At 63.3% G+C, this 21527-nt stretch carries 23 protein-coding genes and 1 pseudogene; 16 read left to right on the forward strand and 8 right to left on the reverse strand.

The window, feature by feature from the left end:
• Positions 1-126: 126 nt before the first annotated feature.
• The 16 genes and pseudogenes from rpmH (at position 127) to AC2FNS_RS15155 (ending at position 13368) form a co-directional block, all read left to right on the forward strand.
• On the forward strand, positions 127-261 hold the full coding sequence (rpmH, locus tag AC2FNS_RS15080) for a 50S ribosomal protein L34 (RefSeq protein ID WP_005980833.1): 135 nt from the start codon (positions 127-129) through the stop codon (positions 259-261).
• A gap of 26 nt (positions 262-287) precedes the next feature.
• The gene (gene rnpA, locus AC2FNS_RS15085) at positions 288-710 is read left to right on the forward strand and encodes a ribonuclease P protein component (protein WP_496686700.1); all 423 of its coding nucleotides are present in this window, start codon (positions 288-290) and stop codon (positions 708-710) included.
• Positions 707-946 (forward strand): membrane protein insertion efficiency factor YidD, encoded by a 240-nt coding sequence (gene yidD / locus AC2FNS_RS15090; protein ID WP_496712271.1) that lies wholly within the window; start codon positions 707-709, stop codon positions 944-946. Before rnpA ends, yidD begins: the two co-directional genes overlap by 4 nt.
• Before the next feature lie 78 nt (positions 947-1024).
• Positions 1025-2647: an acyl-CoA dehydrogenase family protein gene (locus AC2FNS_RS15095; RefSeq protein WP_496712272.1), complete on the forward strand. Its 1623-nt coding sequence runs from the start codon at positions 1025-1027 to the stop codon at positions 2645-2647.
• Between the two features lie 42 nt (positions 2648-2689).
• Entirely contained in the window at positions 2690-3583 is an 894-nt protein-coding gene (gene ttcA / locus AC2FNS_RS15100) for a tRNA 2-thiocytidine(32) synthetase TtcA (RefSeq protein ID WP_496679153.1), read from the forward strand.
• A 68-nt stretch (positions 3584-3651) separates the two neighbouring features.
• The gene (locus AC2FNS_RS15105) at positions 3652-5193 is read left to right on the forward strand and encodes a putative bifunctional diguanylate cyclase/phosphodiesterase (RefSeq protein ID WP_496712274.1); all 1542 of its coding nucleotides are present in this window, start codon (positions 3652-3654) and stop codon (positions 5191-5193) included.
• A gap of 116 nt (positions 5194-5309) precedes the next feature.
• Positions 5310-7139 carry a membrane protein insertase YidC gene (gene yidC / locus AC2FNS_RS15110; protein WP_496679156.1) on the forward strand — a complete coding sequence of 610 codons (1830 nt, stop codon included), beginning with the start codon at positions 5310-5312 and terminating at the stop codon, positions 7137-7139.
• Entirely contained in the window at positions 7136-7873 is a 738-nt protein-coding gene (locus tag AC2FNS_RS15115) for an MOSC domain-containing protein (protein WP_496712275.1), read from the forward strand. Before yidC ends, AC2FNS_RS15115 begins: the two co-directional genes overlap by 4 nt.
• Complete coding sequence (gene yihA, locus AC2FNS_RS15120; protein WP_496712276.1) at positions 7870-8523, forward strand: ribosome biogenesis GTP-binding protein YihA/YsxC; 654 nt, start codon at positions 7870-7872, stop codon at positions 8521-8523. Before AC2FNS_RS15115 ends, yihA begins: the two co-directional genes overlap by 4 nt.
• Positions 8523-8738 (forward strand): hypothetical protein, encoded by a 216-nt coding sequence (locus AC2FNS_RS15125; protein WP_496795346.1) that lies wholly within the window; start codon positions 8523-8525, stop codon positions 8736-8738. The genes yihA and AC2FNS_RS15125 overlap by 1 nt, the downstream gene beginning before the upstream one ends.
• Positions 8735-8884, forward strand: a complete 150-nt coding sequence (locus AC2FNS_RS15130; protein WP_496712279.1) for a hypothetical protein — start codon at positions 8735-8737, stop codon at positions 8882-8884. The genes AC2FNS_RS15125 and AC2FNS_RS15130 overlap by 4 nt, the downstream gene beginning before the upstream one ends.
• A 66-nt stretch (positions 8885-8950) precedes the next feature.
• Positions 8951-10353: pseudogene (locus AC2FNS_RS15135) on the forward strand (PepSY-associated TM helix domain-containing protein).
• 155 nt (positions 10354-10508) lie between these two features.
• Positions 10509-11372, forward strand: a complete 864-nt coding sequence (gene argB / locus AC2FNS_RS15140; RefSeq protein ID WP_496686689.1) for an acetylglutamate kinase — start codon at positions 10509-10511, stop codon at positions 11370-11372.
• 57 nt (positions 11373-11429) lie between these two features.
• Complete coding sequence (locus tag AC2FNS_RS15145; protein ID WP_496679165.1) at positions 11430-12224, forward strand: sterol desaturase family protein; 795 nt, start codon at positions 11430-11432, stop codon at positions 12222-12224.
• Complete coding sequence (locus AC2FNS_RS15150; RefSeq protein WP_496797043.1) at positions 12221-12886, forward strand: ferredoxin; 666 nt, start codon at positions 12221-12223, stop codon at positions 12884-12886. The genes AC2FNS_RS15145 and AC2FNS_RS15150 overlap by 4 nt, the downstream gene beginning before the upstream one ends.
• A complete protein-coding gene (locus AC2FNS_RS15155; protein WP_496712282.1) occupies positions 12871-13368 on the forward strand; it encodes a SixA phosphatase family protein in 498 nt (165 codons plus the stop codon). Before AC2FNS_RS15150 ends, AC2FNS_RS15155 begins: the two co-directional genes overlap by 16 nt.
• Before the next feature lie 47 nt (positions 13369-13415).
• On the opposite strand, the gene AC2FNS_RS15160 is transcribed toward AC2FNS_RS15155, so the two are convergent.
• The 8 genes from AC2FNS_RS15160 to AC2FNS_RS15195 form a co-directional block, all read right to left on the reverse strand.
• Positions 13416-14207, reverse strand: a complete 792-nt coding sequence (locus AC2FNS_RS15160) for an amino acid ABC transporter ATP-binding protein (protein ID WP_496679171.1) — start codon at positions 14205-14207, stop codon at positions 13416-13418.
• 12 nt (positions 14208-14219) lie between these two features.
• Positions 14220-15518 (reverse strand): amino acid ABC transporter permease, encoded by a 1299-nt coding sequence (locus AC2FNS_RS15165; RefSeq protein ID WP_496679172.1) that lies wholly within the window; start codon positions 15516-15518, stop codon positions 14220-14222.
• A gap of 3 nt (positions 15519-15521) precedes the next feature.
• Complete coding sequence (locus AC2FNS_RS15170) at positions 15522-16754, reverse strand: amino acid ABC transporter permease (RefSeq protein WP_496679174.1); 1233 nt, start codon at positions 16752-16754, stop codon at positions 15522-15524.
• 121 nt (positions 16755-16875) lie between these two features.
• Positions 16876-17892, reverse strand: a complete 1017-nt coding sequence (locus AC2FNS_RS15175; protein ID WP_496679175.1) for an amino acid ABC transporter substrate-binding protein — start codon at positions 17890-17892, stop codon at positions 16876-16878.
• Positions 17893-18101: 209 nt separating this feature from the next.
• A complete protein-coding gene (locus AC2FNS_RS15180; protein ID WP_496712283.1) occupies positions 18102-18809 on the reverse strand; it encodes an ATP12 family chaperone protein in 708 nt (235 codons plus the stop codon).
• Positions 18802-19485, reverse strand: coding sequence for an HAD-IA family hydrolase (locus tag AC2FNS_RS15185; RefSeq protein ID WP_496712284.1), 684 nt, complete (start codon positions 19483-19485; stop codon positions 18802-18804). The genes AC2FNS_RS15180 and AC2FNS_RS15185 overlap by 8 nt, the downstream gene beginning before the upstream one ends.
• The gene (locus AC2FNS_RS15190) at positions 19482-20525 is read right to left on the reverse strand and encodes an RluA family pseudouridine synthase (protein ID WP_496712285.1); all 1044 of its coding nucleotides are present in this window, start codon (positions 20523-20525) and stop codon (positions 19482-19484) included. Before AC2FNS_RS15190 ends, AC2FNS_RS15185 begins: the two co-directional genes overlap by 4 nt.
• A gap of 133 nt (positions 20526-20658) precedes the next feature.
• Positions 20659-21465, reverse strand: a complete 807-nt coding sequence (locus tag AC2FNS_RS15195) for a crotonase/enoyl-CoA hydratase family protein (protein ID WP_496712286.1) — start codon at positions 21463-21465, stop codon at positions 20659-20661.
• Between the last annotated feature and the right edge of the window lie 62 nt (positions 21466-21527).

The raw sequence follows: 21527 nt of genomic DNA on the forward strand, positions 1-21527 counted from the left end.
AAAGGCACGAAAACCGTTGCGATGGGGTTTGACTTGCCCGCCGGTTCCCATTAGAGGACGGGCTTCGAACACTACGGGCAGGCGAATCCGCGCCGCACCCGACCGCCAAAGATTGGAGACGGAGCGATGAAACGCACCTATCAGCCTTCGAACCTGGTTCGCAAACGCCGCCACGGTTTCCGCGCGCGCATGGCCACCAAGGCCGGCCGCAAGATCCTGAACGCTCGCCGTGCCCGCGGCCGCAAGTCGCTGAGCGCATAAACCGCGCGACCTTTCAGGTTTAGAACATGACGCCGCCGGAGGCCCCTGTGGATGGCACTGACCACCCCGGGGATATGCCCCCGGCGGTGTCTGTTTGCGCGCCTGCCTTGTCGGTACTGCGCAAGCGCAGCGATTTCCTCAGGGCCGCACGGGCGCGCCGACAGGGCACGCCTTCCATGATGGTGCAAGCCCGCAAGCGCGCACCAGATGAGGCCGAGGGCATCCGTGTCGGGTTCACCTGCTCGAAGAAGGTCGGCAATGCCGTAGCCCGCAACCGGGCCAAGCGCCGGCTGCGCGAGGCGGCCCGCGCCGTTCTTCCGGACCATGGCCGGGACGGGTGGGATTACGTCTTGATCGGTCGGGTCGAGGTGACCGCCGCCCGCCCCTTCGGCGCTCTGCTGGACGATCTGCGCCAGGCCCTGCGCAAGATCCACAGCCCGCGCAAATGACCCCTCTTGCCCATATCCTCGCGCTGCCAATCCGGGTCTATCGGCTGATCTTCAGTCCCTGGGTGGGGTTCAACTGCCGCTATCAGCCGACCTGCTCGGCCTATGCGCTGGAAGCGCTGGAAAAGCACGGTCCGATCAAGGGCGCTTGGCTGGCCGCGCGCCGTATCGGGCGCTGCCACCCCTGGGGGGGTGACGGCTATGACCCGGTGCCCGACGACAAACCCGACGCGCCCTGATCTGACACCCCGTCACGCTTGACCCAAGGGGGGTGCGCCGCTGAACATCGGTTTCATCAACAACCGTCCGAGGCGCCCATGTCCAGATCCAACGCCCGCCAGTCTCTGCCCACGCATGAGGTGACGAACCAACCGCCCGAGCGCGGCGACGTTGACCTGTGGGCCTCGGACCCGGTTCTGAGGGACTGTGCCACGCGCGCCGGGGCGCGGACGGCCCCGCTGGCCGCCTACGGGGCCGCTCTGGGCCGGGCCGAAACGCGCGACGCCGGGCGCGACGCCAACCTGCACCCGCCCGAACTCTGCCTCTTCGACCGGGGCGGCCGCCGCCTGGACGAGGTGCGGTTCCACCCGGCCTATCATCACATGATGCAGCTGAGCCAATCAGCAGGCTATGCCGCGCTGGCCTGGGACGGAGCGCCGGGCGGTCACGCCACTCATGCCGCGATGGTCTATCTGGCCAGCCAGGTCGAGCCGGGCCATTGCTGCCCGCTGACCATGACCTATGCCGCCGTGCCGGCGCTGGCCGCCAACCCCGAACTGGCCGATATCTGGCGCCCGAAACTGACCGCCAACACCTATGACCCAGCCCCCCGCCCGATCGGAGAAAAACGCTCGGCGACCTTGGGCATGGCGATGACCGAGAAACAGGGCGGCTCGGACGTGCGTGGCAATACCACCACTGCCACCCGTGACGGCGAGGCCTGGCGGCTGCGCGGCCACAAATGGTTCTGCTCGGCCCCGATGTCCGACGGGTTCCTCACGCTGGCGCAGGCTCCGGGCGGGCTGACCTGTTTTCTGCTGCCCCGCTGGCTGGAGGGCGAGCGCAACGCCATCCACCTGATGCGCCTCAAGGACAAGCTGGGCAACCGCGCCAACGCCTCGTCCGAAGTCGAGCTCCACGACGCGCTGGCCTATCAACTGGGGGACGAGGGGGCCGGCGTACGCACGATCATCGAGATGGTGCATCACACCCGGCTCGACACCGCGATGGCACCCGCCGGCCTGATGCGTGCGGCCTTGTCCGAAGCGCATCACTGGGTTAGCCACCGCAGCGCCTTTCAGCGCCGCTTGATCGACCAGCCGCTGATGCGTGCCGTTCTGGCCGACCTTGCGCTGGACTGGGAAGGCGCCCTGACCCTGGGCCTGCGCGTGGCACGCGCCTTTGACGGGGACACCGCCGAAGACCGCGCGTTTGCCCGGATCGGGGTGGCGCTGGCCAAGTTCCTGTCGAACAAGCGCTGCCCCGTCGTTGCGGTCGAGGCGATGGAGGTGCTGGGTGGCATGGGCTATGTCGAGGACACGCCGATGCCGATGATCTATCGCGAAGCGCCGCTGAACGGCATCTGGGAGGGGTCCGGCAACGTGATCTGCCTGGACATTCTACGCAGCCTTGCGCGCGACCCGCTGGCCGGCCAGACAGTACATGCCGAACTGGACGCGGCAACCGGAGCCGACCGCCGCTATGACGCCGCCCTGAAGGCGCATCGCGACCGTTGGCCCACCCTGCCCCCCGAGGCCGAGGCCCGCTGGTTCGCCGAGGCCACCGCGCATCTGCTGACCGCCGCACTGCTGCTGCGCCACGCGCCCGGTGCGGTGGCCGATGGATATATTGCCACGCGGGTTCTGGGCGAAAGCGGGCGCATACCCGGATCGGTCTCGGGGCTGGACACCGACGCCCTGCTGGGCCGGCTGTCCGGCTAGGCGGGCCTTGCTCGGTCGGCGCATCTGCGGTAGGGGCTGCGCATGTTCGACGAAGCCGACGATATCCATCCGCTGTTTGCCGGTGCGCCCTCGACCACCGAGTTCAAGAAGCTGCGCAAACGCATCGTGCGCCAGACGCGCGAGGCGATCGAGCAATACGGCATGGTTGACCCGTCGGCCCATGACAAGGATGGCAAGCCGCCGCGCTGGCTGGTCTGCCTGTCGGGCGGCAAGGACAGCTATACCCTGCTGGCCGTTCTGTACGAGCTGAAGTGGCGCGGCCTGCTGCCCGTGGACCTGCTGGCCTGCAATCTGGATCAGGGGCAGCCGGGCTTTCCGGCCACCGTGCTGCCCGAGTTTCTGGAACGCATGGGCGTGCCGCACCGGATCGAGTACCAGGACACCTATTCCATCGTGGTCGACAAGGTGCCGCAGGGCCGCACCTATTGCGCGCTGTGCTCGCGCTTGCGCCGCGGCAACCTGTACCGGATCGCGCGCGAGGAAGGGTGCTCGGCTGTGGTGCTGGGTCATCACCGCGATGACATCCTGGAAACCTTCTTCATGAACCTGTTCCACGGCGGCCGTCTGGCGACCATGCCCCCGAAACTGGTGAACGAGGATGGCGACCTGTTCGTTTATCGCCCTCTGGCCCATGTGGCCGAGGCCGATTGCGAGAAATTCGCCAAGGCGATGAACTATCCGATTATTCCCTGCGACCTGTGCGGCAGCCAGGACGGCCTACAACGCCAGCAGGTCAAACAGATTCTGGACCAATGGGAAAAGAACAGTCCCGGCCGCCGGCAGGTGATGTTCCGTGCGCTGACCAATGCGCGTCCGTCCCACTTGCTAGACCCTGATCTCTTCGACTTTGCCGGCCTTTCGCTGAAACCCCGAAAAAACCCGGATGATCAGGGCGAAATACCGCGGTTGCGTTAACTTCTGACTCAGATTGGTTTTCTACCCTCGCCCTGCACGACAACGCCAAGGACGAGGGCCGAAACCCGATGCGGACCCATACTTTCTTCAGACAGATCCGGCAAGCGCTGCTGACCGTTCTCTCGATTCCGCAGGGGCTGGCATTCGTTCCCGCACTCAGCCTCGCCGCATTCTGGCTGGGTGGAGAAACCGCGCTGATCGTCGCGGCCCTGGGCCTGCCCTTGGCCTTTCTGATCGCCCTGCGCCTGACTGACAATACCTTGCCGAACGGCCAGCATATCTCGGGCCTGGTTTCCAACGACGCGTTCCGAACCCGGCTGGAGCAGATGCACGTGGCGGCGCGGGAGACCGGGTGCGATGCCGCCTGTCTGGTCGTCGCCGTGGATCAGTTCGACGACCTTCAGGACCTGCACGGTTCCGCCGCCGCCGATTTCATCGCACAGCGATTCGGCGACCGGGTTCTATCGGTCATACGCAGTCAGGACGTCGCGACCCGCATTTCCCGAAATACGTTCCTGATTGGCATGCACCCCTCCACGCAGCTCGGGCTCGAGGCTTGCATTCAGGCATCGGGCCGCATTCAGAGCGTTGTCGAGGAACCCGTTCCGCTCAACAGCGTCAGCGTCTACCTGTCCTGCTCGATCGGGTTCTGCCTGCAGTCAATGGTTCCCGATGGACCGGCATCCGACTGGATCGAGGCCGCACAGGCCGCGCTGTCCGAAGCGCAGCGCAACGGGCCGTCGACGATCCGGGCCTTTTCCACCGAGACCCGGCGCCGGTCTCTGATCCATGTCAATCTCCGCAAAGAGCTTGAGGCGGCGCTGGACAACGGCGAAATCCAGCCTTGTTTCCAGCCACAGGTTTCGACCGATACGGGGGACGTAACCGGTTTCGAGGCTCTGGCGCGCTGGAATCACCCCACCAAAGGGGTACTGCGCCCGCAGGTCTTCCTGCCTTTCGCAGAGCAGGCCAACCTGATGGGAATGCTTGGCCAGGCCATTCGACACCAGGCCTTTTCGGCCATGCGCGATTGGGATCGCGCGGGGGCGGTGGTGCCCAGAATCGGCATCAACTTTTCGTCGGAGGAACTGCGCGACCCCAAGCTGATCGACCGCCTCAAATGGGAACTGGACCAGTACGACCTGACCCCGGAGCGGCTGGCTGTCGAAGTTCTCGAGACAGTGTTCGCTCGGCATCCCGACGATATCATTGCGCGCAACGTGGCGCAGATGTCCGCCATGGGCTGCCATATCGATCTGGATGACTTTGGCACCGGGCATGCGGCCTTCGCGTCGATCAAACGTTTCAACGTGAACCGCATCAAGATCGACCGGTCCTTTGTCACCAACGCCGACAAGGACCCTGAACAGCAACAGCTCGTCGGCGCGATACTGACGATGGCCGAACGCCTGAACCTGGAAACTTTGGCCGAGGGCGTCGAGACCCCCGGCGAGTATGCGCTGATGGCGCAGTTGGGCTGCCACCATGTTCAGGGCTATGGAATTGCCAAACCGATGCCCTGGGAAGAGACCGTGCGGTGGATCACCAACCACCGCAACAGCCTCAAGGGAGCGCCCGCGATCGGACGGAAAATGGGAGGAGAATCCTGAAATCGCCGCCTGCATTGCCGCTGCAACGGGCAAACAGCGGCGATTCCGCTTGACCTTTCGGGCTGCACTCTGTTGAACCCTGCGGTGTCTTTCACTGCTCAAGGTGGCTGTCCCCGATGGACGATCAGAACAAGAATCTCATCCTCGCAACCGCGCTCAGCTTTCTCGTGATCCTCGTGTGGTTCGTGCTGTTCCCTCCGCCGGAACCCGCCACGAACCTTGACCGAACCGAGATCAGTGCGACCGATGGTGACGGGCTCCAAACACCGAGCGCCGCCGGGCCTTCGACCATTGGCGAGACCACCTCGGAAGCCGCTGAAGCGGCCCCCGAGTCCAACGCGCCGCGGCTCGAGATCGACACCCCGCGCCTGACGGGCAGTCTTTCGCTTTCGGGTGGTCGGATCGATGAGCTGTTTCTGAAGGATTACAAGGTCTCGCTCGAAGAAGACGCGCCCATCGTCGAACTTCTGTCGCCGGTCGGATCGGAATCCGCATATTACGCGCTGTATGGTTGGGCCCCCGGCGCCGGACTTGCTGGGGCCGACGTGCCCGGCCCGAATACCTTGTGGGAAATTGAGAGTGGCGAAACGCTGGGCGTGGACAGCCCGGTCACTTTGGTCTGGAACAACGGCAAGGGCCTGACCTTCCGTCGCACGATCGCGGTGGACGAAGACTATATGTTCACGGTGACCCAGTCGGTTGAGAACGCGAGCCAGACCGAGGTCGGCATGGCGCCGTATGGCATCCTTGCCCGGCATGGCATGGGCGAGGATGGCGATCTTCCGGGATTGAAGAATTTCTTCATCCTGCACGAAGGCGTCATTGGCATGGCCGACGGGACGTTGTCCGAAGTCGATTATGGGGATGTCCGAGAATTCGACATCGACCCGAACGAACGCGCCCAGGCTGAGGTCTATCAGGTGAAGGAAAACGGCTGGATCGGCTTTACCGATCACTACTGGATGACCACACTGATCCCCGAGCCGGGCTCGGCCTTCAAGGCCGCCGCGAAATACGACGCCCGCCGCAAGATCTATCAGACCGAAACAGTACTGCCGACCTTGACGGTCGCACCCGGCGAAACCTCCCAGGTTACCACCCGGCTGTTTGCGGGGGCGAAGGAATGGGAAACCATCCGCGAATATCAGGCGCAGGGCGTTCAGAAATTCATCGACAGCATCGATTGGGGCTGGTTCTTCTTCCTGACCAAGCCGATCTTCTGGCTGCTGCACAACATCAACGCCCTGATCGGCAACATGGGTTGGTCGATCATCGGGCTTACTCTGATCATCAAGGCGATTCTGTTCCCGCTGGCCTTCAAGTCCTATGTCTCGATGGCCAAAATGAAAGAGCTTCAGCCGCAGATGGAAGCCCTCAAAGAGGCCGCTGGCGACGACCGCCAAAAGATGCAGCAGGGCATGATGGAGCTGTACAAGAAGGAAAAGGTCAACCCGGCTGCCGGCTGTCTGCCGATACTGCTGCAAATTCCGATCTTCTTCTCGCTGTACAAGGTGATTTTCGTCACCATCGAATTGCGCCACGCGCCCTGGTTCGGCCCGTTCCGCGATCTGAGCGCGCCGGACCCGACCTCGATCATGAACCTGTTTGGGCTGCTGCCCTGGGCCGGTCCCGAGCCGGGAACCCTGATGGCGACCATCTTCATCGGGATCCTGCCGCTGTTGCTGGGGATCTCGATGTGGCTGCAGCAAAAGCTGAACCCGGCGCCCACCGATCCGACCCAGGCCATGATCTTTGCCTGGATGCCTTGGGTCTTCATGTTCATGCTGGGCAGCTTCGCCAGCGGGCTGGTGATTTACTGGATCGCGAACAACACGATCACGTTTACCCAGCAGTACCTGATCATGCGCAGCCAGGGCTACAAGCCTGACGTGTTTGGCAACATCAAGTCCGGCTTCAAGCGAACACCGAAAACGGACGGCAAATGACGGGGGCGGTCACCGAAATCTGGCGGCACCCGATCAAGAGCCACGGCAGGGAAACCCTGCCCGAAGTCACCCTCATCCCCGGGCAGACCATGCCCGGGGATCGTGTTTGGGCGGTGGCGCATGAAATGTCCGAGGCCGACGGATCCGAATGGGCGCCCTGCGCAAATTTCAGCCGCGGTTCGAAGGCACCCCGCCTGATGGCGATCTCGGCCGTTCTGGACGGGGATCGCGTGACACTCAGCCACCCGGATCGGCCAGATCTGACCTTCCACCCAGACACCCAGCAGGATCTGTTTCTAGATTGGGTCCGCCCGCTCATGCCCGCCGACCGCGCGGCCTCGGCCCGGATCGTCCGAGTTCCGGGGCGGGGCATGACCGACAGCGACTACCCGTCGATCAGCCTTTGCAACATGGCCTCGCACCGCGCGGTCGAGCAAAGACTGGGCCGCAAGCTGTCGATCTGCCGCTGGCGGGGCAATATCTGGTTCGACGGCCTTCCTCTGTGGGAAGAATTCGACTGGCTGGATCGCGAGGTCCGGATCGGTGATGCCGTTTTTCACGTCAAGGAGCGGATCACCCGCTGCCTGGCAACCACTGCCAACCCCGAGACCGGCCAGCGCGACGCCGACACGCTGGGCGCGCTACGCAGTTGGGACCACCAGGATTTCGGCGTCTATGCGACTGTGATCCGCGGTGGCACGATCCGGCGCGGAGACGAGGTGCAGGTCCTATGAATACATTGCCTTTCCCTTTGGCCCCCGAGCCCGACGCATTCGCGTTGGAAAAAGGCCGCAAGCTGTTTGCCGGGCCGTCCGAATTCGTCAAGGGCGTCGTGGCGATGAACGGCCTTCCCGCCCCCGACCGGATCGAGGTCTGTTTCGCCGGCCGGTCGAACGTGGGCAAGTCCAGCCTGATCAACGCCCTGACCGGCACCAAGGGGTTGGCCCGCGCCTCGAACACGCCGGGCCGCACGCAAGAGATCAACTTCTTCACCCAGGGCCCCGACCTGTATCTGGTTGACCTGCCCGGCTATGGCTATGCCAACGCTCCGGTCAAGGTGGTCGAGAAGTGGCAGCGCCTTCTGAAACAGTATCTGAGCGGGCGGCAGACCCTGCGCCGGGCCTTCGTACTGATTGATTCCCGCCACGGAGTGAAGCCCGTGGATGACGAGATCATGAAGCTGCTGGACACCAGCGCCGTGACCTTTCAATGCGTGATGACCAAGGCCGACAAGGTCAAGGCCAAGGACCGCGAAAAGGTTCTGGCCCAGGTGCGCGGCACCCTGTCCAAACACCCCGCCGCCTATCCCGAGATCGTGCTGACCTCGTCCGAGAAGGGCGACGGCATCCCGACGCTGCGTTCGATCATCGCCAATCTGGAATGATGCTGCTGCGCGTCATATCGGTGCTGACGCTGGTTGCTGTGATGGTACCCGGTGCAATCCCGATGGGCTGGATGCCCACGCGCAACTCGGACGGGGCAATTCTGATGGTGATCTGCACCGGCGACGGTCCGGTCGAGCGCTGGATCAACCCGGGCGAGGACGCCCCGGACCACGACGAAACCGACGAACGCAGCGCCTGCCCTATGGCGGGGTGAATCTGGCAACCCAATTGCCCGAAGTGGGAGCGGTGCTGCCGGCCGACTGGCCGATTGCCGCGCGTTGGGCGCATGTGGATTTCACCCATCGCAGCGCCGGGTTCCACACCCGGTACGATGCCCCGGGTCCGCCCCACCTCTCTTGAGACCGAGAACAAGACTTGAAACCTCAGCCGCCCGGCCGGCGATGTTCCGAATTTCTGGAGACTGAAATGGTACAAGACGGCCAAACCGGTGGCGCTCAGGCGAGCCGGCGCGAACAGGCGCAAAAATTCTACCTGGCCGCCTGGCGGTGGCACTTCTATGCGGGGCTTTTTGTTGTCCCCTTCCTGATCATCCTGCCGCTGACCGGCCTGATTATGATGTTCATTACCCAAGCCGATGGTCGCGACGGAGAAAAAATCGCACTCGAGATCAAGGGCCAGGCGATGCCCGCATCCGAACTGGCCGATATGGTTCAGGCCCGCGTGCCGGGCCGCGTGGTCGAATGGATCGGCCCCAAGGCGCCGGATCTGGCAACCGTGTTTCGCGTCAAGGCCGAGACCGGTCAGCGCATGGTGGCCATCGACCAGTATTCCCGCGAGGTGATCCAGGTCTGGGACCGTCGCGCGGGGTGGTACGATCCGGCCGGCAACATCCACTCGACCCTACTGATGGGCGATACCGGCGACCGGATTCTGGAAATCGCGGCCGGGATGGCGCTGCTGCTGGCGTTCACCGGCCTTTACAGGTGGTGGCCCCGCGGAAACGTTGTGGCGGCCCTGGTGCCTGACCTGCGGGCGTGGGGCCGGGCCTTGTGGAAATCGCTGCACGCGGTCGCCGGGTTCTGAATGTCGCTGCTGCTGGTCGGGTTCCTCATCTCGGGCATGTCGTGGGCCGGGATCTGGGGCGGCAAGTTCGTGCAGGCCTGGAGCAGCTTTCCGGCCGAGAAATGGGACAACGTCCCACTGTCGGACGATCCGCATGCCAGCATGAACCACGGCGGCCAGAACGACGTGCCCCGGGCGCTGGAACAGACGCCGATGCCGGCCTCGGGCTCGGAAGCGGGCGTGGCTGGGATACCGACGGGCGTTCCGCTCAATATCGATGCGATGGTCGCGCTGGGTGAGTCCGTGGGCATGCAGAACCGGTTCCGCGTCGCCTATCCCAAGGGCGACATGGGCGTGTGGACCCTGAACCGCCCCAGCATGAGCGGCGATTCTACCAACGCCACCAGGGACCGCACCGCAAATGTCGACCAGTACACCGGCAAGATCCTGGCCGATGTGCGGTACCGGGACTACCCGCTGATGGGCAAGGCCATGGCGTTCGGCATTCCGCTGCATATGGGTCTGGCGGGCCTGTGGAATTTTGTGCTGAACGTGGTGGTCTGCCTGCCGTGATCTTTGTCTGCGTGTCCGGCGTGGTCTTGTGGATCAAGCGGCGGCCCTCCGGGGCCAGTCGTCTGGCGGCGCCGCCGATGCCGACCGAGATGCCCGTGTGGAAGGGCGCGGTGTTGATCGGGCTGTTCACGGCCATGGCCTTCCCGCTGGTTGGGCTGACGCCGCTTGCGGCGCTGGCCGTCGACCTGCTGGTCGTCAACAACATACCTGCGGTACGGCGCGCATTCAACTGACCGGTTCAGGCGGCGCCGCGTGGCGTTGCCCGGTTGCGTGGCGCGACAGCGTCCCCCTATTGGCGCGCCACGCAACAAAACCTGCGGCCTGCCCGTTCCGGGCTTGGCAGGTCCGGCCAAAGGCCCTAACAGAGAAGGCCAGAGGGACGACAGCCATGAAGAAACAGGACATGAACCGGGATTGGATAGCCACCGCCGCCACGCTCAACAGCGCCCTGCCCTATCTGCAGCGTTATGACGGGGCAATCGTCGTGATCAAGCTGGGCGGGCACGCCATGGGCAGCGACGAAGCGATGGAAAGCTTTGCCCGCGACGTGGTGCTGATGCGTCAGGTCGGCGTGAACCCGGTGATCGTGCATGGCGGCGGGCCGATGATCAACGCGATGCTGGACAAGCTCGACATCCAGTCCGAGTTCGTGAACGGCAAGCGCGTCACCGATGCCGCCACGGTGGAAGTGGTCGAAATGGTGCTGTCCGGCGTGGTGAACAAGCGCATCGTGCAGGCGATCAACGATCAGGGCGGCATGGCCGTCGGCCTTTCCGGCAAGGATGCCAACCTGATGATCTGCGACCAGACCGATGCCTCGTTGGGATATGTGGGCACACCCGCCGAGATGAATCCCAAGATCCTGCACGACCTGTTCTCGCATGACGTGATCCCGGTGATCGCCCCGCTGGGGGCGGGCCGCAATGGCGAGACGTTCAACGTGAACGGCGATACAGCCGCCGGGGCGATTGCCTCGGCGCTCAAGGCCGATCGCCTGTTGCTACTGACGGACGTGTCCGGCGTCAAGAACGCCGCAGGAGAGGTCGTGACCGAGTTGAAAGCGGGCCAGATCCGTGAGATGACCCGCGAAGGCACAATCGCCGGCGGCATGATCCCCAAGACAGAAACCGCGCTGGACGCGCTGCACAGCGGGGTCCGCGCCGTGGTGATCCTGGATGGCCGCGCGCCCAACGCCGTGCTGCTGGAGCTGTTCACCGAACATGGCGCCGGCTCGCTGATCCGTCCCGACTGACGGCTTCTTGGCGCAACTGGGCTTGTGATTCTCAATCGCATGCCCAATTGTGAATGTATGGAGCACGAAGCCACCATTCGCCTGGGCGTTTTCCTGGGGCTGTTTATCATCTTTGCCTGTGCCGAGGCGCTTTTGCCGCGCCGTCCGCGCCAATACGGGCGACCGAAAAGATGGGCCACCAACCTGTCGATCACGATCCTCAACACCGTCGCGCTGCGGCTCATGGCGTTCGGCTTGCCGCTGCTGGCGGTCGGTGCGGCGCTGGATGCGGGCCAAAAGGGCTGGGGCCTGTTCAACCATCTCTCTTGGCCTGCATGGGTCGAGGTGGCGCTGTCCATTCTTATCCTCGACTTTGCCATCTGGGCGCAGCACCTGGTCACGCACAAGGTGCCGATCCTGTGGCGCCTGCACCGGGTCCACCACGCGGACCGCGACATGGACGTGACCACGGCGGTCCGGTTCCATCCGGTGGAAATCGCGCTGTCGATGCTGCTCAAGATCGGCCTCGTCTACCTGCTGGGGCCCAGTGCACTGGCCGTGGTACTGTTCGAAGTCCTTTTGAATGGCACGGCAATGTTCAACCACTCGAACCTGAAACTCCCTCTTGCTCTGGATGCGGTCTTGCGTAGGCTGCTGGTAACGCCCGACATGCACCGGGTGCACCATTCGCGGCTGAGGGAGGAACACGACAGCAATTATGGGTTTGCCCTGTCGATCTGGGACCGCTGGATGGGAACCTATGTGGCGCAGCCCGGAAAGGGGCATGACGGCATGACCATCGGTCTCGAATGGCAGGACGACCGCCCGACAAGACTGGGCTGGAGCCTATCGCTGCCGTTTCGCAAGAAATGATCTATGACGAGGTTGAAAAGGCGGCGCACGAACACGGGCTGATCGTGATGGGCGCCCAGCATCCGCGCCTGAGCGGTGCCAAGGGGCTCGACGGCGGTACCCTGATCCTTTTGGGCGCTGCCGGGGCGTTCTGGCCTGCGCTCAAGGCCGCGCCCGAATGGCGCGACGGCGACCCTGACCCGGTCGATCGCTGGTCAACCCGCGTTGTCAGCGCGATGGCCGAGAGCCTCGGGGCAGAGGCGCATTTCCCGTTCGGCGGACCGCCCTACATGCCATTCATCGACTGGGCACTGAAATCTGGTCGCGCCTTTCTTAGCCCCGTCGGTGCAATGGTGCATGATACGGTGGGCATGATGATCTCGTATCGGGGCGCGCTGCATTTCGCAGAAGAATTTTCGATCCCCGAGGCGACGGCCCCTTCGCCTTGCCTGACCTGTCCTGCCCCCTGCGCCACCGCTTGCCCGGTGAAGGCGCTGAACGCCACGACGTTCTATGATGTTGAGGCCTGCCACGGTTATTTGGACACTGCCGAGGGGCGGTCCTGCATGACCGGAGGCTGCGCCGCCCGGCTGGCTTGCCCCCTCAGCGCAGGCGCCGGGAGAGACCCCGAGCAATCGGCCCACCACATGCAGGCGTTTCATCCACCATGCCCCGCACATTGATCCTGACCCGCCACGCCAAGTCCAGCTGGGACAACCCAGGCCTGAGCGACCATGCACGCCCGCTGAACAAGCGGGGCCGAAAATCGGCGGCGGCAATCGGGGCCTGGCTGAAGGAAAAGGGATGGTTGCCGGACGAGTTGCTCTGCTCCTCATCCGTTCGCACCCGCGAAACCTGGGAGCGGATGGGGCTCGAGGCGGAAAAGCTGACCTTTACCGACGAGCTATACCATGCTTCGCCGGATCGGATGTTCCTTCTTCTGTCTTCGGCAACCGGGGAAACCGTGCTGATGTTGGGGCACAATCCGGGAATCGCCGTGTTTGCAGGCGCCATTGTGGAAGAGGCCCCGATGCACGGCCGGTTCTTCGACTACCCGACCGGCGCCACAACCGTGGTCCGCTTTGACATCGACGATTGGCGGGATGTGAACTGGCGCAGCGGCACGGTGAGGGGTTTCGTCATCCCGCGCGAGTTGACGGAATAAAAAAGGGCGGGATGCCCCCGCCCTTTGCTGTTGCCTTTCAGCCCGCGTCAGTGCCCCAGGATCTGGCTGAGGAACAGCTTGGTGCGTTCGCTCTGCGGGTTGTTGAAGAACTCTTCGGGTTCATTCTGTTCGACGATCTGGCCGGCATCCATGAAGATCACGCGGTTCGCCACCTGACGCGCAAAGCCCATCTCGTGCGTCACGCAAAGCATGGTCATGCCTTCCTCGGCCAGCTCGATCATGGTGTCGAGCACCTCTTTGATCATCTCGGGGTCAAGGGCCGAGGTCGGCTCGTCGAACAACATGATCCGCGGCATCATGCACAGGCTTCGCGCAATCGCCACACGCTGTTGCTGACCACCTGACAGTTGGCCGGGATACTTGTTGGCCTGATCCGGAATTTTCACCTTTTCCAGGAAGTGCATAGCGCGTTCTTCGGCCTCTTTCTTGGGCGTCTTGCGCACCCAGATCGGGGCCAACGTGCAGTTTTCCAGAACCGTCAGATGCGGGAACAGGTTGAAGTGCTGGAACACCATCCCGACCTCGGAGCGGATCTTGTCGATGTTCTTGAGGTCGCTGGTCAGCTCGATCCCGTCCACCACGATCTTGCCGGCCTGATGCTCTTCCAGCGCGTTGATGCAGCGGATCAGGGTCGATTTGCCCGAACCCGACGGCCCCGCGATCACGATCCGCTCGCCCTGATTGACGGTCAGATTGATGTCGCGCAGCACGTGGAAGGACCCGTACCACTTGTTCATGTTGTTGATTTCGATGGCGACTTCGTCGCTCACCTGCATTTTCGAACGATCGATTTCGCGATCAATGGCAAGTTCAGACATGTGTTGAACTCCTTAACGGTGATCGGTGGCAAGGCGACGCTCGAGCCACTGTGAATATTGAGAGATGCCGTAGCAGACGACGAAAAACAGAAGCGCGGCAAAGCCCAAAAGCTCCCAATAGACGCCATTCCACTCGGTCGATGCCAGGATCGGGCCGCGGATCATGCCAACGAGGTCGAACATCGAGATGACCGAAACCAGCGTCGTATCCTTGAACAGGCCCACGGCCACGTTCACGATACCCGGGATCGAGATCTTCAGCGCCTGCGGCAGGATGATCAACCGCATCGCCTGGGCATAGTCCAAGCCAAGACTGTCTGCGGCCTCGTACTGTCCACGAGGAAGCGCTGCCAGACCGCCGCGGATCACCTCGGCGATGTAGGCAGCCGAGAACATGGTGATCATGATCACCACGCGCAGGAACAGGTCGACCGTGCTGTCAGGCGGGAAGAAATACGCCAGCATCACCGAAGCCACGAACAGCAGCGTGATCAGCGGCACGCCCCGGATGAACTCGATGAAAATGACGCAGACCCACTTGATCAAAGGCATGTCGGACTGGCGGCCCAATGCCAAGGCGATGCCAAGGGGCAGTGACAGCGATACACAGGTCACCCCGAGCATAAGGTTCAGCATGAACCCGCCGAGGTCGCGACTGGGAACAGCGGTCAACCAAGCATTTTCCGATGCATCTTCGGGGATCAGCGCGCCGCCGACGTTCCAGACGATCAGCGCGACGACGATCCCACCGAAGAACCCGGCGGCAAAGCTGTTTTTTCCGTATTTCTGGAAAACGACCGCCGCTGCGACGCAGCCCAACAACGCCACCAAGGGGACAAGAATGGTGCCACCCCAAATCAGCCAGAAGGCAACAAACGGGTAAACCGCAGTGAACAAAAGCATCTTTCGAGGCAGATCGAAGAACAGAACCGGCGCTGCGGCCACCAGCATCAGCACGAACGCGAGGTTCGGGCGCCAATAGGCTTCCACGGGATACTTGAACCCGTAGATCAACTGGTTCCACCGCTCCGTCAGAACGGCGAAACACGCGCCGGTCTTGCCGTCCAGGATCTCACGGCACTGCGAAAGCGAATCCGCATTCCAAACTCCGTTGAAGATCCATGGCAGCGTGTTCTTCAGCAAAACATAGATCAGCAGCACGGAGAGAATGGTCAGAATGGTGTTCCCTACGCCCGAGAAAAGGTTCTCGCGCAGCCATTTGACCACGCCGGTTTCATTGGCCGGCGGCGGCGAAGGCGGAATCGTCCCCTCGGCCACGAATGCGATCGAGTTGGTGGTTTGATCACTCATGGCTCAGCGCTCCTTCAATTTGACGGATGCGTTGTAGATGTTCATCACAGCCGAGATCAGCAGCGAAGCCGTCAGATAGAACAGCATCAGCAGCAGAACACATTCGATCGCACGACCGGTCTGGTTCAGCGAGATCCCACCCAGGGTGGCGGTAATGTCCGCATAGCCCACGGCGATCGCCAGAGACGAGTTCTTGGTGATGTTCAGATATTGCGAGATCAACGGCGGGATGATCACCCGCAGCGCCTGGGGCAGGATCACGAGTTTCATGATGCGCCCCGGACGAAGACCCAAAGCGGCCGCAGCCTCGGTCTGACCTTTCGAAATTGCCTGGATGCCTGCGCGCACGTTCTCGGCGATGAAGGCCCCCGTGTAGATCGACAGGGCGAACCACAAGGCGATCAAGGGACCGCCCACCTTGATGCCACCGCTGAAGTTGAAGCCTTTCAACGCGGGCACATCCCAGGTCAAGCCCATCAGGACCATCAGGGTCAGGAAGGGTACCAACCACACGGCCAGTTTTACCAGGAAGGTCTTGGGACGTTCACCGGTTTGCTCCTGCTTGAGGGTCGCACGCTTTTCAACTTCGTGCGACGCGAACCAAGAGCCGACCAGACCCGCAAGCACCAGAAGCCAGTTCAAGATCGTGGAGCTGAAAAGACCGTTGCTGAATTCCGGCCGCGGGATGTAAACACCGCGGTTCGTGAAGGCGAACAGGTCGAACAGCATGCTCGAGGTCGGGTTGTCACCCCGGAACGCCCGTGGCCCCGGCAGCACTGCCGTCATGATGGTGAAGATGATGATGATCCAGATCAGAACCGGAATGTTCCGGAAGATCTCGACATAGATCGCCATCAGCTTGGAGACGAGCCAGTTGTTCGACAACCGCAGGACACCTGCGATCACACCGAAAATGGTGGCCGTGACACAGGCAAGAAACGCAACCAGCAGCGTGTTGAGGATACCAACGATCGCCGCGCGTCCATGTGAGGACTGGCTGTCATATTCGACCAGGCGCTGGTTGATGTCGTAACCGGCCGGGTCGCCTAGAAATGCAAATGAGATGTTCAGGCCAGCAGCCCTGAGGTTCTGGATCAGGTTGTTGCCAAGATACCAGATGCTGAGCGCAATAACGATGGCCGCAATCACTTGGAAGGTCAAAGAGCGATAGCGGGTATCGTTTATGAGCATCGACAACCGAAAATCAGCTTTCGGTGGGTCAGTCATAGTCGACATGTTTTGGGATCCCCGTGGCTTGCGGATGCTTCTGATTTGGCAGGGTATTCCCTGCTCCCGAGCTGTCCGCAGCTATTTATGAGAAATGGGCGCAGGAAACCCTGCGCCCTTCTCGGTTTTCTTAACGGAACGGCGGCGAGTACAGCAGGCCACCATCGGTCCACTGGGCGTTCAGGCCGCGTGCCAGACCGATCGGGGTGTCTTCGCCGATGTTCTTGGCAAAAACTTCGCCATAGTTGCCGCCCGCCTTGATCGCGCGCATGGCCCACTGGGCGTCCAGACCCAGCATCTCGCCCAGGGTGCCTTCGCTCCCCAGCAGGCGGTTGATTTCCGGGTTCTCGGTGCCGGCTGCCATCTCATCGATATTGGCCGAGGTGATGCCCAGCTCTTCGGCCGAGATCATCGCGTTCAGGGTCCAGCGAACCACGTCGCCCCACTCGTTGTCGCCGTGACGGACCAGCGGGCCCAGCGGCTCTTTCGAGATGATTTCGGGCAGCAGGACATGGTCACCGGGGTTTTCGAACGTGGCGCGGGTTGCGGCCAGGCCCGATGCGTCGGTGGTGTACACGTCACAGGCACCGGCCAGGTACTGCTGCTGCGCTTCGGCGTTGGTTTCGATCGGCACCGGCTCGTAGCTGATGTTGTTCGAGCGGAAGAAATCCGCCAGGTTCAGCTCGGTGGTGGTGCCGGTCTGGATGCAGACGGTTGCGCCGTCCAGTTCCTTGGCCGAGCTCACGCCCAGCGACTTGGGCACCATGAAGCCCTGACCGTCATAGTAGTTGACGCCGACAAATTCGAACTTCAGGTCAACGTCGCGGCTGAAGGTCCAGGTGGTGTTGCGCGCCAGCATGTCGACCTCGCCCGACGCCAGAGCGGTAAAGCGGGTCTTGCCGGTGGTGGGCACGAATTCGACAGCGTTCGCATCGCCCAGGACGGCGGCGGCAACGGCGCGGCAGACGGCCACGTCAAAGCCTTGCCATTCGCCGTTAGCGTCGGGTGCCGCAAAACCGACCAGACCGGTGGTCACGCCGCAGTTCAGCTTGCCGCGCGCCTTAACATCGTCCATGGTTCCCGCCGCGGCCGCGCCAGCAGCCAGACCAGCAATCGTCGCCGCGCCCAAGATTACGGATTTTTTCATTTTTACCTCTTCCTGATTTCCCGCCCCGATCCGGGACGGGCTTTTATCCGACACGCAAGGTAGCCGGACCGGTTACCCAAAAGGTGTCTCCCCTTTAGTGCGCCCGAGTTTGGGCGCATTCATAAACAAACGTCAAGGGCCGGATCATGGAAATCGATGAGATCAAGCGGGCGGCGTAGGCAAGTCTCTCAAATCGGGACCAAAAAGGCTCAGACCGATAGATCGTAGAACTTTTTGGCGTGCAGGAAGGCGGCCCTTTTGATCTCGGCGGCCTGAACGGCTTCTGCGTCGTCGCCCCATTGCTCGGCCTGCCACGATTCATCCAGCCGCGAAATGCGCCATATATCGTCCGGTTTGCGCCAATTCCGGGCAGCTGCAAAACCCAGAATCAGCGACCCCGACAGGCTCACCAGATCGTGAAAGGCCGCCAGACGGAACGCGTCCAGCGCGTGCACCATGTTGCGCAACCTGTTTACGGCTTCCGCAGGCTGCGGCTGATGCACCACGCCCGCAACCGTCTGCAGACGCGCCCCCAACGTTTCGGCGGCCCAGTCCAGCGCCGGGTCCCATTGTTCGGCCTGACGCTCGGCCAGCTCCCGAGGATGGGTGGCGCGGTAGCACAGCAGGTCAGAGCCGCCATAGTCGGCCAGCATGTCGGCCACCTCGGCATGTTGATGCGTCACCTTGTCGATCGCAGCATTGGCCGAGCGGGTAAAGGGCATGGTCGCGGGGTCGACTTCTTTTTCCTGCGCGTCCCATTCCCGCGCGACCGCTTCGGCCATGGCCCGGGTGGGCAGCACCAATGGCGCCTTGGCCGGCGTCTTCACACGGCGCCCGTCCAGCTCGACGGCATAGCCGTCATCGGCTGCGACCACGGCGCTTGATGTCCAGAAGCGTTTCGGTTTCCAGTCACTCATGCTCTTGTCCCCAGAATTCTGTCAGCGCGTCGGGCAGTTGATCGAAACTGTCGATCACCCTGCGCGCGGCCACCAGACGCGACCGGTCGTGATAGCCCCAGGCCACTCCGATCCCGTGAACGCGCGCCGCCTGCGCCATTTCCATGTCGAAACTCGTGTCGCCGATCATCACCGCATCCGCAGGTGTGACGCCAGTCTCGGACAGGGCCGTTTCGATCATCGAGGGATGCGGTTTCGACGGGTGATGGTCGGCCACCTGCCGGGTGACGAAAACGTGCCCGAGGTCGTGCGCCTCAAGCAGCGCGTCCAGCCCGCGCTGTGACTTGCCCGTGGCCACGCCCAGCAGGATCTCGGGGGTGGCGTGCAGCCGATCGATGACGTCGCGGGCGCCGGGGTACAGGGGCGAGCCAGCGGCGCCCTGCTGAAGGCGCTGCGCGTGGTAGGCTTGCTTGTAGCCATCGACCAGCCGGGCCTGCATGCGCGGCGGCTGCTCGGGCACGAGGCGCGCAATCGCAACCGGCAGGGAAAGACCCACGATCGACAGGATCGCGGCGCGATCCGGCACCGGCAGCGACACCGCCTGGAAACTGGCGGTCATGGCCGACACGATGCTGGCCTGGCTGTCCACCAGCGTCCCGTCCACATCGAACAGAACCAGTCGCAGGGGCGCGGTCATCGCAGCGCCTCGAACGGGTCCTCGACGGCCAGATCCTCGGTCCAGCCCAAGGTGTCCCAACTGTCTTTCATGTGCGGCGGCAGCGGGGCGTTGATCGTGATCTGCTTGCCGGTCATCGGATGCTTGAATGACGCGGTTCGGGCGTGCAGATGCAACTTTTTGCTGATGACCCCACCCAATTGTGCGCCCCAGCCATCGCCCAGATTTTCCTGACCCGAGCCGCCGTATTTCCCGTCACCGATGATCGGGTGCCCGATGGCCGCCATATGCGCGCGCAGCTGGTGCGTGCGGCCGGTGACGGGCTCCATCGCCACCCATGATGCACGGCTGGCCACCCGATACAGCGTGGCATAAAGCGTGTGCGCCCGTTTGGCGCCCGGCGTACTGTCGATTTCGTTCAGGTGGAGGGCGATCATCTTTTCGCCTTCGCCCTGCTTGCCGTGACCGGGGGCCTTGACCAGCCCGGTCTTGATCTCGCCCAGATACGGGGTCGGCACACCAGCCACCAGCGCCCAGTAGATCTTGCGTGTGTTGCGATGCCGGAAGGCCGCGGTCAGGCCCTTGGCCGCTTCGCGCGTGCGCGCCATCAGCAGCACGCCCGACGTGTCCTTGTCGAGCCGATGCACGAGCCGTGGGTTCTCGTCATAGCCAAAGCGTAACGCTTCGGCGAGGCCGTCCACGTGCCGGGCCTGGCCGCTGCCGCCCTGAACGGGCAGGCCGTGGGGCTTGTTCAGCGCCAGCACGTGGTCGTCCCGGTAGATCACGCAGGCCTGGATCATTTTCGCATCGGCATCCGTCACGCGGGGGCGGGCCGGGGCAGGTTTGTGATCCGGGTCCGGCAGGGGCGGCACACGCACCACCTGCCCCGCCTGCAGCCGGGTCGAGCCCTTGACCCGCCCGCCGTCCACGCGCAGTTCACCCTTGCGGCACATCTTTTCGATCCGGCCCTGGCTGACATGCGGGAACAGGCGCCGCAACCAGCGGTCCAACCGCTGGTCGCCGTCGCCCGGCTCGACCGTGATCATCTGTACGCCACTCATGCCAATACCCCTTGCGACCGGATGCTGCGCGCCCGGAAAATCGCCCGTGTCAGTGCCTCAGAAAACATCCGCGTCTGTCGCGCGCCGCAAGGCAAGAGTCAAGCAGGCTGACGGGCTCGCGGGCCAAGGCCGCTCAGATATCGTTGAAATCCCCGTGCCGCCCCGCCCCATCGCGGAACCGAGCCGCGCCGGACGTACCCTCGCGGCGGATGGCGTCCAGCCCGCTGGCCCATTCGACCTTCAACGCCTCGCGCAACGGCATCCCCCGGGTTTCGATGATCGAGCGGCGGTCGGCGCGGACGGCCTCCTGCGGGAACCGGGCAATCTCGTGCGCCATCGCTTCGGCCGCGATGCGGGTTTCACCCTGCGGCACGATTTTCTCGGCCAGCCCGATCCGTTCGCACTCGTCAGCCATGACCGTGCGCCCGGTCAGCGCGATCTCGAGTGCCTTGCCCTGCCCGACCAGCCGCGGCAGCCGCACCGAACCGCCATCCATCAGCGTGATCCCCCAGCGGCGGCAATAGACGCCCATATAGGCGTCCTCGGCCATCACCCGGATGTCGCACCAAAGGGCCAACTCCATGCCGCCGGCAACAGCGGCGCCTTCGATCGCGCCAATGACCGGCTTTGACAGCTCCAGCCGCGATGGGCCCATCGGGCCCAGCAGCGACGGCGCGGCCCCGATTGGAAAGGCGTGCCTGTCGAAATAGGGCTCGCGCAGGTCCGGGTCAGACAGCGTGGCTGCCATCTTGAGGTCCCAGCCCGCGCAGAAATTGCCGCCTTTACCCCAGAACACGGCCGTCTTGGCCGCGCTATCCTCGAAGGCAATGAAGGCCTCGGCCAGGGCTGCCGCGTGTTCGGCATCTACGGCGTTTCTGGCCTGGGGCCGGTCGTGGATGATGGTCCACACGTCGTCTGTCTTGTCGATGGAAACGGTCATCTGCGCTCCTCCCTAGCGGCATGTAATCCTAGGGAACCCCGGGCGCGCCTTGAGTGTCCCGC

The organism is Ruegeria sp. BHSA191 (assembly GCF_059613325.1).